13 protein-coding genes are annotated in these 13,104 nt (G+C 70.6%); 4 read left to right on the forward strand and 9 right to left on the reverse strand.

The window, feature by feature from the left end; translation table 11 throughout:
• Position 1: 1 nt before the first annotated feature.
• Entirely contained in the window at positions 2 to 1,459 is a 1,458-nt protein-coding gene (locus ACYVJS_RS03965) for a helix-turn-helix transcriptional regulator (protein ID WP_274286124.1), read from the reverse strand.
• 136 nt (positions 1,460 to 1,595) lie between these two features.
• On the opposite strand from ACYVJS_RS03965, the gene aceA reads away from it, so the two are divergent.
• Both aceA and aceB read left to right on the forward strand, forming a co-directional pair.
• Complete coding sequence (aceA, locus tag ACYVJS_RS03970; RefSeq protein ID WP_460737986.1) at positions 1,596 to 2,912, forward strand: isocitrate lyase; 1,317 nt, start codon at positions 1,596 to 1,598, stop codon at positions 2,910 to 2,912.
• Positions 2,913 to 2,952: 40 nt separating this feature from the next.
• Positions 2,953 to 4,647, forward strand: coding sequence for a malate synthase A (gene aceB, locus ACYVJS_RS03975; protein ID WP_460737988.1), 1,695 nt, complete (start codon positions 2,953 to 2,955; stop codon positions 4,645 to 4,647).
• Between the two features lie 63 nt (positions 4,648 to 4,710).
• On the opposite strand, the gene ACYVJS_RS03980 is transcribed toward aceB, so the two are convergent.
• Together ACYVJS_RS03980 and ACYVJS_RS03985 are read right to left on the reverse strand one after the other, a co-directional pair.
• Positions 4,711 to 5,721 (reverse strand): hypothetical protein, encoded by a 1,011-nt coding sequence (locus ACYVJS_RS03980; RefSeq protein WP_460737990.1) that lies wholly within the window; start codon positions 5,719 to 5,721, stop codon positions 4,711 to 4,713.
• 112 nt (positions 5,722 to 5,833) lie between these two features.
• The gene (locus tag ACYVJS_RS03985; protein ID WP_460737992.1) at positions 5,834 to 6,625 is read right to left on the reverse strand and encodes a coenzyme F420-0:L-glutamate ligase; all 792 of its coding nucleotides are present in this window, start codon (positions 6,623 to 6,625) and stop codon (positions 5,834 to 5,836) included.
• Between the two features lie 73 nt (positions 6,626 to 6,698).
• Between ACYVJS_RS03985 and ACYVJS_RS03990 the strand changes: the two genes are divergently transcribed.
• Positions 6,699 to 7,898, forward strand: coding sequence for a pyridoxal phosphate-dependent aminotransferase (locus ACYVJS_RS03990; RefSeq protein ID WP_460737994.1), 1,200 nt, complete (start codon positions 6,699 to 6,701; stop codon positions 7,896 to 7,898).
• A gap of 6 nt (positions 7,899 to 7,904) precedes the next feature.
• On the opposite strand, the gene ACYVJS_RS03995 is transcribed toward ACYVJS_RS03990, so the two are convergent.
• The 3 genes from ACYVJS_RS03995 to ACYVJS_RS04005 are packed head-to-tail and all read right to left on the reverse strand — an operon-like array spanning position 7,905 to position 9,753.
• Positions 7,905 to 8,207, reverse strand: a complete 303-nt coding sequence (locus ACYVJS_RS03995) for a hypothetical protein (protein WP_460737996.1) — start codon at positions 8,205 to 8,207, stop codon at positions 7,905 to 7,907.
• Positions 8,208 to 8,215: 8 nt separating this feature from the next.
• Positions 8,216 to 8,740, reverse strand: a complete 525-nt coding sequence (locus ACYVJS_RS04000; protein ID WP_460737998.1) for a YbhB/YbcL family Raf kinase inhibitor-like protein — start codon at positions 8,738 to 8,740, stop codon at positions 8,216 to 8,218.
• A 47-nt stretch (positions 8,741 to 8,787) separates the two neighbouring features.
• Positions 8,788 to 9,753, reverse strand: a complete 966-nt coding sequence (locus tag ACYVJS_RS04005; RefSeq protein ID WP_460738000.1) for a DUF5937 family protein — start codon at positions 9,751 to 9,753, stop codon at positions 8,788 to 8,790.
• A gap of 55 nt (positions 9,754 to 9,808) precedes the next feature.
• Between ACYVJS_RS04005 and ACYVJS_RS04010 the strand changes: the two genes are divergently transcribed.
• The gene (locus tag ACYVJS_RS04010) at positions 9,809 to 11,089 is read left to right on the forward strand and encodes an MFS transporter (protein WP_460738002.1); all 1,281 of its coding nucleotides are present in this window, start codon (positions 9,809 to 9,811) and stop codon (positions 11,087 to 11,089) included.
• Here the strand turns inward: ACYVJS_RS04010 and ACYVJS_RS04015 are convergent.
• From ACYVJS_RS04015 to ACYVJS_RS04025, 3 genes are read right to left on the reverse strand one after another with little or no spacing between them, the layout of a single operon-like run.
• Positions 11,086 to 12,222, reverse strand: coding sequence for a UDP-N-acetylmuramate dehydrogenase (locus ACYVJS_RS04015; RefSeq protein ID WP_460738004.1), 1,137 nt, complete (start codon positions 12,220 to 12,222; stop codon positions 11,086 to 11,088). The genes ACYVJS_RS04010 and ACYVJS_RS04015 overlap by 4 nt on opposite strands.
• Positions 12,219 to 12,626 (reverse strand): MaoC/PaaZ C-terminal domain-containing protein, encoded by a 408-nt coding sequence (locus ACYVJS_RS04020; protein WP_460738006.1) that lies wholly within the window; start codon positions 12,624 to 12,626, stop codon positions 12,219 to 12,221. Before ACYVJS_RS04020 ends, ACYVJS_RS04015 begins: the two co-directional genes overlap by 4 nt.
• On the reverse strand, positions 12,623 to 13,069 hold the full coding sequence (locus ACYVJS_RS04025; RefSeq protein WP_137417870.1) for an FAS1-like dehydratase domain-containing protein: 447 nt from the start codon (positions 13,067 to 13,069) through the stop codon (positions 12,623 to 12,625). Before ACYVJS_RS04025 ends, ACYVJS_RS04020 begins: the two co-directional genes overlap by 4 nt.
• Between the last annotated feature and the right edge of the window lie 35 nt (positions 13,070 to 13,104).

Genomic DNA, 13,104 nt, shown 5'->3' on the forward strand with positions numbered 1-13,104 from the left:
CTCAGCTGGGCGCGTGCGCCTCGAGGAACTCGTAGACCTCGGTCGTATCGACGCCGGGGAAAGCCCCGGTGGGCAGGGTCGCGAGCAGGGTACGGGGCGTACGGACGTTCGGCCAGGAGTTCTCCCGCCAGGCGCTCTCGAGCTCGGCCGGTGCGCGTCGGCAGCACACCTCGACCGAGTGTCGTGAGACTCCGCGGTTGGCGGTGTCGCGTCCTAGGAACCACTTCGTGTCCTCGAAGCGCACGCCGACGCTGATCGAGTGCGCCCCTTCGCTCGAGTACTCGACTCGGGCGGTACACCAGTACGTTCCGTTACCCGTGTCGGTGTACTGGTAGTAGGGGTTGAAGCGGTCGTCGACGTCGAAGACCACGCGGCTCGTCCACCGCCGGCAGCACATCTGCCCCTCGATCGCGCCCAGCCGATCGGCCGGGAAGTTCACGTCGTCGTTCTCGTACGCCTTCGTGATGGTGCCCGACTCGTGCACCTTGAGGAAGTGCACCGGGATGCCGAGGTGCACCGTGGCGAGGTTCGTGAAGCGGTGGGCGGCCGTCTCATAGGAGACGGAGTAGAGGTCGCGCAGGTCCTCGATCGAGATCGCCCGGTCGGCCTTGGCGTCGGTGAGCACCGGCACGACGTGGGACTCGGGGACGAGCAGGGCGCCGGTGAGGTAGTTGGTCTCGACCCGCTGGCGCAGGAACTCGGCGTAGCTCGTGGGTTCGCGATGCCCGAGGATGCGGCTCGACAGCGCCTGCAGCACCGCCGTGCGTGCGTCGCCCTTCGCGGCGACCCGGCTCGAGAGGTACAGGCGACCGTGCTTGAGGTCGGCGACGCTCCGCGTCGTCTGCGGCAGGTCCGGAACGTAGTGCAGGGTGAAGCCCAGGTGCGCGGCGATGTCGCTGGCGGATCGCTGCGTGAGCGGGCCGCCGGGGTGGGCCACCGCATCCAGGATCGCCCTGGCCTCGGTCTCGAGCTCGGCGAAGTAGTTGTTCTGCTCCCGCATGAGATCGCGCAGCTCGACGTTCGCCCGCCGCGCTTCCTCGGGCGTGGCGGAGCGCTCGTCGCGGAGCCGGTCGATCTCGCCGTGCAGGGCGAGCATCGCCCGCAGCGCCTCATCGGGCACGGTCTTGCCGATGCGGAACGCGTCGATGCCGAGCGCCTGAAAGGTCTGCCCCTTCATCGCCCGCTGCAGCGCGATCTCCATGGCGGCGCGTTCGTCGAGCGGCTCGGCCTCCAGTAGCGCGTCGACGGTCGTACCGAGCGCCTTGGCGATGGCGCGCAGCAGCGTGAGACGGGGCTCGCGCTTGCCGTTTTCGATCATCGAGAGCTGGCTCGGCGCGCGGTCCACGGCGGCGGCGAGCGCGTCGAGCGTCATGCCCTGCGCCGTGCGCAACTGGCGGATGCGGCGCCCGATCGTCAGGGCGTCGGCGTCGTCGGTCATCGGATCTTCTTCGATCGTCATGGATCGGGATTGTGTCACAAGAACAGAAGAACGAGCAATCTTCTCCTCAGAAATCTCCTTTCGAGGCCGTGATCTTCACCCACAGTGGTCACACGCCTCGGGACGACGACCGTCCCTCAGATCACAGGAGACCGACATGACCAGCACCGCCCCCTTCGCCCAGGGCCCGCTGCGCGCGGGTGACATGACGCAGACCGCCGAAGAGCTGCAGGAGATCTGGAACACGGATCCCCGCTGGGACGGCGTCGAGCGCACCTACTCGGCCGAGGACGTCATCCGCTTGCGCGGCTCGGTGCGCGAGGAGAACACGCTCGCCCGTCGCGGCGCGGAGAACCTCTGGAACCTGCTGCACACGGAGGACTACATCCGCGCGCTCGGCGCCTACACCGGCGGACAGGCCGTGCAGCAGGTGCGCGCGGGCCTGAAGGCGATCTACCTGTCGGGTTGGCAGGTCGCGGCCGACGGCAACCTCGCCGGCCAGACGTACCCCGACCAGAGCCTCTACCCGGCGAACTCCGTCCCCGCTGTCGTGCGCCGCATCAACAACGCGCTCATCCGCCAGGACCAGATCGAGCACGCCGAGGGCGAGATCACGCAGGACTGGCTCGCCCCCATCGTCGCCGACGCCGAAGCCGGCTTCGGCGGCCCGCTCAACGCCTACGAGCTCGCTCAGTCACTCATCTCGGCCGGTGCCGCCGGCATCCACTGGGAAGACCAGCTCGCCAGCGAGAAGAAGTGCGGTCACCTCGGCGGCAAGGTGCTCGTTCCCACGCAGCAGCACATCCGCACCCTCAACGCCGCGCGCCTGGCGGCGGATGTGGCGGGCGTGCCGACGGTCATCATCGCCCGCACCGATGCTCTCGCCGCAGACCTCCTCACGAGCGACGTCGACCCGCGCGACCAGGAGTTCACCACCGGTGAGCGCACCTCCGAGGGCTTCTACCGGGTGCGTCCCGGCATCGACGCGGTCATCAGCCGAGGGCTCGCCTTCGCGCCGTACGCCGACCTCATCTGGGTCGAGACGGGTGAGCCCGACATCGAGCTCGCCCGCGCGTTCGCCGCCGCCGTCCACGAGCGCTACCCCGGCAAGCTCCTGGCCTACAACTGCTCGCCCAGCTTCAACTGGAAGCGACACCTGAGCGACGAGCAGATCGCGACGTTCCAGCAGGACCTCGCGGACCTCGGCTACAAGTTCCAGTTCATCACCCTGGCCGGATTCCACGCCGTCAACTACGCCATGTTCGACCTCGCCGCCGGCTACGCCGAGCGCGCCATGAGCGCGTACGTCGAGCTGCAGGAGGCCGAGTTCGCCGCCGAGGCGCGCGGCTACACCGCCACCCGCCACCAGCGCGAGGCGGGCACCGGCTACTTCGACCACGTCTCGACCGCGCTCAACCCCGACAGCGCGACCCTGGCACTGGCCGGCTCCACCGAGACCGCCCAGTTCCACTGACCCTTCTTCCGTTTCCTCCCCGCCTTCGAAAGGCAGAACCATGACTCCCACCGCTACGGGCCTCGCGCCCGAGAGCACCCGCATCCGCGGCGACGAACGCCACCCCGGCACAGGCCCCATCGCCACCGGGCCCCACACCCCCGCCATCGAGGTCCGCGGCCCGCTCCGTGAGCGCTACGACGAGATCCTCACCCACGAAGCCCTCGGCTTCCTCGCCGAACTGCACGACCGCTTCGCCGGACGCCGGCACGACCGGCTCGCGGACCGGATGCGGCGCCGCTACGAGATCGGAAACGGGCACGACCCCCGTTTCCGCGACGACACGGCCCGCATCCGCCACGACGCCTCCTGGCGCGTCGCCGGCGCCGGTCCCGGCCTCGAGGACCGCCGGGTCGAGATCACCGGTCCGACCGACCCGAAGATGACGATCAACGCGCTCAACTCCGGCGCGAAGGTGTGGCTCGCCGACCAGGAGGATGCCACGAGCCCCACCTGGCGCAACGTGATCGAGGGGCAGCTGTCACTGTTCGATGCGATCCGCGGGCAGCTGTCATTCACGAGCGCCGAAGGCAAGCGCTACGAGGTCACGGCCACCGAGACTCCCACGATCGTCATGCGCCCGCGCGGCTGGCACCTCGTCGAGGAGCACCTCGGGTTCACTGATCGCTCGGGGCGCACGCTCGCCGCATCCGGTTCGCTCGTGGACTTCGGCCTCTACGCGTTCCACAACGCGCACCGGCTGATCGAGAACGGCGCCGGACCCTACTTCTACATCGCGAAGCTCGAGTCGAGCGAGGAAGCGAAGCTGTGGGACGACGTCTTCAGCTTCACCGAGCGACGGTTGGGGCTGGCGCACGGCACGATCCGCGCGACGGTGCTGATCGAGACGCTGCCCGCGGCGTTCGAGATGGAGGAGATCCTCTACGAGCTGCGCGACCACTGCGCGGGGCTCAACGCCGGACGCTGGGACTACATCTTCTCGATCATCAAGAACTACCGCGGCCGCGGGGCGCGCTTCGTGCTCCCCGATCGCAGTGAGGTCACGATGACGGTGCCGTTCATGCGGGCGTACACCGAGCTGCTGGTGAAGACGTGCCACAAGCGCGGCGCCTTCGCGATCGGCGGCATGAGCGCCTTCATCCCGAACCGCCGAGACCCGGAGGTGACCGAGCGCGCGTTCGAGAAGGTCGCCGCCGACAAGAAGCGCGAGGCCGGTGACGGCTTCGACGGCACGTGGGTGGCGCATCCGGATCTGATCCCCGTGGCCCGCGCGGAGTTCGACGCCGTGCTCGGCGACCGGCCGAACCAGCTCGACCGGCAGCGGGACGACGTCGAGGTGACGGCCGCGCAGCTCATCGACGTGCACATCGGCCGCCCCATCACGGCGGCCGGGGTGCACGGCAACGTCTCGGTCGCCATCCGTTACATGGAGGCGTGGCTGCGGGGTCTCGGCGCCGTCGCGATCGACAACCTGATGGAGGATGCGGCCACCGCCGAGATCAGCCGCTCGCAGGTGTGGCAATGGATCCACCAGGACCGCTCGACCGAGGACGGCACCCGCATCACCCGCGAGTACATCGAGGAGCTGATCACGCAGGTGCTCGGCGAAGTGGAGCGGCGCGACGGCGACCGGTTCGACGACGCGGCCGACGTGTTCCGCGACGTCGCCCTGGGCGCGGAGTTCCCCTCGTTCCTGACCCTCGGGGCCTACTCCCGGTTCCTCGTCGAACGCTGATCACGCCGGAATCCCCGGTCGCCCCCGTCGCGGGGCGGTCGGGGATTCCCGCGTGCCCAACCGTCAGGGCGCGAGGAGGTCGAGCAGCTCCGCCGGCGCGGCGGCAGCCAGCAGATCCGGACCCACGACACGCCGGCATCCGTCGAGTTCCACGGTCACCGTCGCACCGGTCTGCGTCTCCGGCAGCGGATGCAGAACCACCGTGGATGCGGCCTCCGCCTCGCACGTCCCCGCGGGCACCGCCTCGTCGATGAGGGCGAGCACTCGCGCGGCCCCCTCCCGGTCGAGGTCGTCGATACCCGCGAACGGCAGCACTCCCTGGATGCTCAGCACCGTCCCCTCGGCGGGAAGAGGCGCCGGCGCGTATCGACAGACCCGCATCCCCATCACCTCGTCGGCGGAGGGTAGCGGGGGCAGCGGCACGGGGACGGCCGTCGCGCCGACCTCCGGGAGGACCCGATCGTGGTCGATGTCCACGCCCGGAAGCGTCTGGGCCAGCACCAGGATCCCGGCGGTCGTGGCGCACCCCGCCGCCGTCGCCTCGGCGGACTCGATGAGGCTGCCGCGCTGGAAACGCGACTCGACCCGGGCGAGCGCGGCGATCGCCGCCTCGATGCGCTCGAGGACATCGGGACGCGGCTTGGCGCATCCGGTACTCGGGTAGAGCGCGCGCACGTAGCGGCCCTCGGCGTCGGCGAGCCACAGTTCCGGCCCGATCCACATGTCCGCGGTACACGCGCCGAGACTCGGCGGGTCGTCCGGCTCGGCGAGGGCCGCGAGCAGCGCACTCAGATCGCCCTCGAACCGCTCGATCCGCGACCCCGCCCAGGTTCCCTCCGCATCCGTCTCGGTGGCGAACGCTTCGCACCGGTAGAACGCTACCGGCACGAAGTCGTCGGGCACGGAGCCTGCGACCACGTCCGGATCCGAGGTACCGAACTCGTCAGCGCAGCGCAGCTCGTCGACGGGTACCGCGTCGCCGCGCGGCTCGCCCGACACGAACGGCAGCGCCCCCGCGCACCCGGTCAGCGTCGCCGCCAGCAGCAGAGCGATGAAGGCCCCCGTCTTCCGCATCCCTCCACGCTACGGATGCGGCACGCAGCCTCGCACAACGAAGCGCTAACGATCAGCGCCCGAAGTCCTGCGTTTCGTCTCGTCGCTGCGCTCCTCGCTCAACGAACACGGCTCAGTCGCGCGACGCCCGTCCCGCGGCGAACCCGTCGGCATAGCCGACCTGACGCCCCATCGCGAGCGCCTCGTCCGTGCCGAGGCGGAACATGTCGTGCTCGCCCGTGCGGGGCAGGGTGCGTGCGCCGGGGGTGTCGACCTCGTCGGTGACATAGCGTGCCAACCCGCGGACCACCGCCACGGGACGCCCCGTCGCCTTGCCCTTGACGAGGTCGCCCGCCGACGCGATCTCGTCGGCGACGACGGGCACCGTCACCACGAGGGGCCTGCCCTGCGCGTCGGTCCCGCCGCGCAGATCGTCGACGACCCGCATCCCCGCCGCGCCTATCGCGATGTCGGTCTGCCCGATGCGCCATGCGCGTCCGAGGGTGTCGCTCACGACGATGCCCAGCCGCACCCCGAAGCGCTCCCGTAGCGCGGTGCACAGCGCGCGAGCCGACGCATCCGGGTCGACCGGCAGCAGCAGGATCGTCCCCTCGGGGGTGTTCGAGGCGTCGACGCCGGCCGCAGCTCCCACGACGCCGAGCCGGTTCTCCACGATCCGGGTCGTGCCGCGCACCCCGACGACCCGCACGGTCTCCGCCGTGATCGCGTCCTCACGATCGGATGCGGCCAGCTGCCGCCCCTCCGCCTTCGAGACGATCTTGGAGGTCACGACGAGGATGTCACCGTCGACGACGCCGTCCGCATCCTCCGCCAGTGCGTCACCGATGATCGCGGCGAGGTCGTCGCCGTCGGCGACCTCGGCGATGCCGTCGAGGGCCCAGATCTGCATGCGGGGTGCGCTCACCCGATCATGTTTCCACACCGCACGGGGGCCTTCGGCCCTGCTGCCGCACACGCTCCCCCGCTAGGCTCGGAGAGTGACCGAACGCGCCCCCGTCTCCCGCAAACTCTCCGCCATCGCCGAATCCGCGACCCTCAAGGTCGATGCGAAGGCGAAGTCACTGCAGGCCGCCGGGCGCCCCGTCATCTCCTACGCCGCCGGCGAGCCCGACTTCCCGACGCCGCAGTTCATCGTGGATGCGGCCGCGGAGGCGTTGAAGGACCCGGCGAACTTCCGCTACACGCCCGCCGTCGGCCTGCCGGTGCTGCGCGAGGCGATCGCCGCCAAGACGCTGCGCGACTCGGGACTCGAGGTCTCACCGTCGCAGATCATCGTCACCAACGGCGGCAAGCAGTCGGTCTATCAGGCGTTCCAGGCCGTGGTGAACCCGGGCGACGAGGTCCTGCTTCCCGCGCCGTACTGGACCACCTACCCGGAGACCATCCGCCTCGCCGACGGCGTGCCGGTCGAAGTCTTCGCCGGCGCGGACCAGGACTACAAGGTCACGGTCGACCAGCTCGAGGCGGCGCGCACCGAGCGCACGACCGTGCTCGTGTTCGTCTCGCCCTCCAATCCGACCGGCAGCGTCTACACGCCGGAGGAGACCCGCGCGATCGGCGAGTGGGCCCTCGCGCACGGCATCTGGGTCATCACCGACGAGATCTACCAGAACCTCGTCTATGAAGGCGCCCGCGCGGTGTCCATCGTCGAGGCCGTGCCGGAGCTGGCCGGCCAGACCATCCTCGTCAACGGCGTCGCGAAGACCTACGCGATGACCGGTTGGCGCGTGGGCTGGATGGTGGGCCCCGCCGACGCGATCAAGGTCGCCGCAAACCTCCAGTCGCACCTGACGAGCAACGTGAACAACATCGCCCAGCGGGCGGCCCTCGCCGCCCTCACCGGTCCGCAGAACGAGGCGGAGACGATGCGCGTCGCGTTCGATCGTCGCCGCCGGCTCATCGTCGACGAGCTCGCGAAGATCGAGGGCGTCACGGTCCCGAATCCGCTCGGCGCCTTCTACGTCTACCCCGACGTCCGGGGTCTGCTGGGCCGCGAGTGGGAGGGCGTCACCCCGACCACGACCCTGGAGCTCGCCGATCTCATCCTCGAGAAGGCCGAGGTCGCGGTGGTTCCCGGCGAGGCGTTCGGCCCGTCCGGCTACCTGCGCCTCTCGTACGCGCTGGGGGACGACGCGCTGCTCGAGGGCGTACAGCGTCTGCAGCGCCTGTTCGCCTGACGCGGGTCACCTGCTCGACGAGGAATCCGCAGGGACCTCGATCGTGATCCGGGAGCCGTCCTCGATGACGCCGTGGCCCTTGTCGGGCGTGGGAGCGAGGATCGGGATCTCCTGCTCGGCCTCCCACACGAGGCGCGCCTCGTGCGCGGACGGGTGGAAGAGTTCGTCGAATCCGAGCAGCCCGCCCGACGAGCCCGCATCCGCGCCGTCCGATCGCTGGCGGCGATGGGTGGAGATGCTCACGAGCACGAAGAGCAGGGGGATGCTCAGCACGAGGACGATGGTCCCCCACCCCAGCACGTCGCTCATCTCGGTCGTCAGTGCTGGTAGGCGCCGTGGATGATGGCTCTGCCGAGCGTCTTGAACGCCAGGTTGAACGAGACCACGGCGGGTGAGGCGTCCGCATCCACTCCGAGCGTCGGCTCGGAGACCGCGTGCACCACGAAGTAGTACCGATGCACCTGGTCACCCTCGGGCGGCGCTGCGCCCATGAAGCCCGCCTGTCCGCCGTCGTTGCGGACGTGGAACGCGCCTGCGGGCAGATCGGCCGAGGCGGCTCCGGCATCGAGGGACGTGACGGATGCGGGCACGTCGACGAGCACCCAGTGCCAGAAGCCGCTGGGCGTCGGGGCATCCGGGTCGAAGCACGTGATGACGTAGGACAGGGTCCCCTCCGGAGCACCCGACCAGGACAGCTGCGGCGAGGTGTTGCCGAGGGCGGCGACCTGGTCGTCCTTCAGCGGCGCACCGTCGGTGACGTCGTCGCTCGTGACGGTGAACGAGGCCACCGCGGGAAGGAGCGGGTACGGGTCCGGCGTCTGGGGGCGAGTGAGATCGGTCATGGCATCGAGCCTACGCAGGGGCCGTGCGAGTGGACAGGGCTTGCGGGCTACCCGCCGGACTCGGCCGCGCAGAGGGCGTCGCCGGCAGCGCTGCGGTAGTAGAGCACGGCGCGGCCGTAGCGGGCTCGGTTGAGCAGGCCCGCCCTCGCCATCACGCGCAGGTGCTGGTTGACCGCGGAGGTCGACACTCCGAGGCGCAGCGCCAGATCGGTCGAGGACGCGGGTTCGCCGAGCTCCGTCAGCAGCACGGCGCGGGTGCGGCCGAGCAGGTCGCTCACCGCCTCGGCGTCCGGGCCGACGGACGCGGACCACATCGCACCCTGGCCGCGCGCGGGGTACATGACGGTCGGCGGCAGGTGGTCATCGATCGGGGTGGACACGCGTGCCGTGAAGATCGACGGCACGAGCGTCAGACCGTCGCCGAGAACGGGCCGGTGGCGCACCTGCGGGTTCCACAGGCGCACGTCCAGGTGCCGACCGTCGTAGCGCACCGCATCCGAGAGCCCGTTGAGCACGGTCCCGATGCCCGCCTGGGCGGCGATGCGCCCCCGGTAGGCGATGTCGGCCTGCATGACGGCGTGCATGCGCGCCCAGTGCGGTGCGAAGCAGAGATCCCACGCGGTCGCGAGGGCGCGCTGCAGGCGCCCGACGACGGCGTCGTGTCGCCCCTGGAACACGCGGGGCACGCTGCCGTGCACCTTCTCGAGATCGGCATACAGGTGCGATCGACTGATCCGGCCGAGATCGGCGAGCTCGTCCTCCAGGGACGTCAACGGCGACGAGGGACGGGGGTTGACGAAGTCCGCGACCCACCGCCGGTCGTTGACGAGCGCCAGCAGCATGTCCTCGTCGAGCAGCGATCTCACGCCCGCGATGCGCTGCACCCACGGGCGCTGCAGGGGAAACCACTCCGGCTCGTAGAGCGCGCGCAGGGCGAGGCCGAGCTCGGACAGCGGCGAGACGCCGAAGCGGATGGCGGACACATCCGCCGCTTCCATCTCGTACCGAATCATGAAGCCATAATCTACATCGATTGCATGGCCGAGTCCCCGCTGCGGGAATGGAACGGTGACGAGCACCATCCCCACCGTTCCTCTGCGCACCCTCATCGCCGGCGATCAGACCCTGCGACGCCTGCTGACGATCACGCTCGTCGACACCCTGGGTCGCGGCGCGTTCTTCACGCTCACGACGCTGTATCTGACGATCATCGTCGGAGTGCCGGTTCTCTCCGTCGGCATCGGCCTGACGATCGCCGGCGCCGTCGGCGTCGTGAGCTCGCTCGTCTTCGGACACCTGGCCGACCGGTTCAGCGCCCGCCGGATGCTGCTCTGGCTGCACGTGCTGCAGGGTGCAGCCCTCATGGGCTACGTCGTGGTGCACGATCTGGCGACCCTCGTGATCGCCGCGTCTCTGGTCACCCTCGCGCAGCAGGGCAACGGAAGCGTGCGCTCCGCCGTCGTGGGCCGGGCGTTCCTCGGCGAGGACCGCGTCCGCATCCGCGCGATGATGCGCACCGTCACCAACGTCGGCATCGGCGTCGGCACGGCCGTCGCCGCGATCCCCCTCGCGCTCGGGACGGCGTTCGCCTTCCAGCTGACGATGGCGATCGCGGGCGCCCTCTTCCTCGTCTCCGCGGTTCTGGTGACGGGCCTGTCGGCCGAACGCGTCGACGCGCAGCGCACGTCACCGGGCGAGACGGATGCAGGCGCGGCGGCGCCCAAGGGTCCGAGCCCGTACCGGGACGCGCGCTTCCTGTGGTTGACGGGACTCATGGGTGTCTTCGGCATCCAGTTCGGGCTGTTCGAAGTCGGCGTGCCGCTGTGGGTCGTCGCGCACACGATCGCCCCCGACGTGCTCGTGAGCCCGCTCCTGCTCGTGAACACGATCGTCGTCGTACTGCTGCAGGTGCGCATGAGCCGGGGGACGGGCACCTTCGCGGGAGCCGGGCGCACCATGCGCACCGCGGGCGTGCTCATGGTGCTCGCCTGCGCGCTCTGGGCGGGAGCGGGGTGGGTCGGCGGCGAGGGATGGCTGCCCGTCGCGATCGCCGCGGTGATCCTCCTCGCGGCGGCGCTCGTGCACTCGCTCGCCGAGATCACCTCGAGCGCCGCCGGCTGGAGCCTGAGCTTCGACCTGGCGTCGCAGGATCGGATGGGCAGCTACCAGGGGGTGTACGGCACCGGCTACGCGCTCGGTGCGATGATCGCCCCCGCCGTGGTCACGATGACGGCGATCAACCTGGGTACGGCCGGGTGGGCGATCCTCGCCGCCATGTTCGCTGCCGCCGCGGCGGGCGTCGTGGTCATCGCCCGCCGCGCCGCGCGCGATGCGGCCTCGATCGACTAGAGCTCGACGCCGACGAGCACGGGTTCGGGCTGGAGGATGAGCCCGAACTCCTGCTGCACCCGCTGCTGGATGAACCGGGCGAGCTCCGCGATTTCGCCCGCCGTGGCTCCGCCGCGGTTCGTGAGTGCGAGGGCGTGCTTGCTCGACACGGCGGCGCGCGAGCGACCGATGCGGAACCCCTTGCCGATCCCCGCGTGCTCGATGAGCCACGCGGCGCTGACCTTCACATCGATCGAGCGCACCGGAGCCGGGGGGACGTACCCGTCGAACTGGTCGAGCGGGATGACGCGCACGGGCTCGATCTCGGGTTCGAGCGGCCACCTCGGGCACTCCGCCGGGAGGGTGCGCGCGAACTCCTGCGACACCACCGCGTTCTGGAAGAACGAGCCCGCGGAGCGCGTGTCGGCGTCGTCCGCATCGAGGACCATGCCCTTGCTGCGGCGGGTGGCGAGCACGGTGTTTCGCACCTCGGCGAGCGAGACGACCGCATCCGGTGCGAGTCCGAGAGCCCGGCGCAACTGCTCGCCGCGCACGGGCGCCGCGCCGTGGCCGACCTGCTGCAGTTCGAGGGTGACCGAGAGGATCACGGCACGACGGGTGGCCACCGATCCGTAGTGGTGCTTGAGCACCGAGGTGCGGAAGCCGAGGTTCAGCTCGGCGGCGGGGACCGTCGACACATCGCCGGTGGACTCGTCGATGAGCTCGACCTCGACGAGGGTCTGCGAGATGTCCTGACCGTACGCCCCGACGTTCTGCACGGGAGCCGCGCCCACGGTGCCGGGGATGCCGCTCATCGCCTCGATGCCGGCGAGCCCCGCGGTCACGGTGTCGGCGACCAGGGCGTCCCAATCGTGCCCGGCCTGCACGCGCAGACGCACGAAACCCTCGCGGGGTGAGGGCAGCCGTTCGATGCCCCGGGTCAGCACGCGCACCACGGTGCCGTCGAAGGGGTCGTCGCCGACCAGGAGGTTCGACCCGCCACCGAGCACGAACCAGTCGTCGCCGTCTGCCCAGACCTCGCGGAGCGCGGAGATCAGCTCATTGCGCGACCGGGCCTCGCGCATCCGCGCGGGGGCGGCGCCCGTGGCCAGTGTGGTCAGCTGCGCGAGCGGCAGCGGCTCTACGGCGGTCATGCCTCGCGGGTCACCCGCACCTGCGCCTTGCCCAGCACGGTCGTGTCGGCGTGGGTCACCGTCAGGTCGATGCGCAGCGTCTCGCCGTCGATCTGGCCCACGGTGGCGACGACGCGCACGTCTGCTCCGGTCTCGGCATCGACGACGACGGGCCGCGTGAAGCGCACGCCGTACTCGCGGATGCGGCCCGCATCCCCGAGCCAGGGCACGATCGTCTCGACCGACAGGCCCATGGTGAGCATGCCATGGGCGAGGACGCCGGGCAGGCCGACGCGGGCGGCGACGTCATCCCGGAAGTGGATGGGGTTGAAGTCACCCGACGCGCCCGCGTACCGCACGAGCGACTCGCGGGTCAGGTGCACGTCGCGCTCGGCGACGACCTGGCCGATCTCGTACGCGGTCATTCCTCGCCTCCGATCAGCAGGATGGATGTGGCGGTCACGACGTGCGCGCCGGCCGCATCCGTCACCTCGGCCTCGCTCGTGACCATGGCGCCCTTGCCCACGGCGCGCACGCCCGTCACGCGCAGCTGCGCGGTGAGCTCGTCGCCGGCGACGATCGGCCGCGAGTAGCGGAAGCGCTGCTCGGCGTGGATCGTGCGCTCGAGGGCGATCCCCGAGTCGGGCTCAGCCAACAGCTGCTGCAAGGTGAGGTCCTGGATCACCATCGCGAACGTCGGCGGCGCGACGACGTCGGCGTAGCCGAGCGCACGGGCTGCGGCCGGGTCGGTGTGCTGGGGGTCGGTGGCGAAGACGGCGCGGGCGAACTCGCGCACCTTCTCACGACCGACGAGGTACGGCGGTGTCGGCTCGAAGGCGCGCTCGACGAGGGTGGGATTCACGGGCACAGCCCCATCCTACCGAGGGGCCCCTGTCGAGCCGC

The organism is Microbacterium neimengense (genome assembly GCF_054782995.1).

Excerpts from the sequence above, each read along its gene's own strand:
- ACYVJS_RS03995 (WP_460737996.1), bottom strand. The coding sequence starts at position 8,207 with ATGAGCGACGTGCTGGGGTGGGGGACCATCGTCCTCGTGCTGAGCATC.
- ACYVJS_RS04015 (WP_460738004.1), bottom strand. The coding sequence starts at position 12,222 with ATGACCGCCGTAGAGCCGCTGCCGCTCGCGCAGCTGACCACACTGGCC.
- ACYVJS_RS03980 (WP_460737990.1), bottom strand. The coding sequence starts at position 5,721 with ATGCGGAAGACGGGGGCCTTCATCGCTCTGCTGCTGGCGGCGACGCTG.
- ACYVJS_RS03965 (WP_274286124.1), bottom strand. The coding sequence starts at position 1,459 with ATGACGATCGAAGAAGATCCGATGACCGACGACGCCGACGCCCTGACG.
- ACYVJS_RS04005 (WP_460738000.1), bottom strand. The coding sequence starts at position 9,753 with ATGATTCGGTACGAGATGGAAGCGGCGGATGTGTCCGCCATCCGCTTC.
- ACYVJS_RS04020 (WP_460738006.1), bottom strand. The coding sequence starts at position 12,626 with ATGACCGCGTACGAGATCGGCCAGGTCGTCGCCGAGCGCGACGTGCAC.
- ACYVJS_RS04000 (WP_460737998.1), bottom strand. The coding sequence starts at position 8,740 with ATGACCGATCTCACTCGCCCCCAGACGCCGGACCCGTACCCGCTCCTT.
- aceB (WP_460737988.1), top strand. The coding sequence starts at position 2,953 with ATGACTCCCACCGCTACGGGCCTCGCGCCCGAGAGCACCCGCATCCGC.
- aceA (WP_460737986.1), top strand. The coding sequence starts at position 1,596 with ATGACCAGCACCGCCCCCTTCGCCCAGGGCCCGCTGCGCGCGGGTGAC.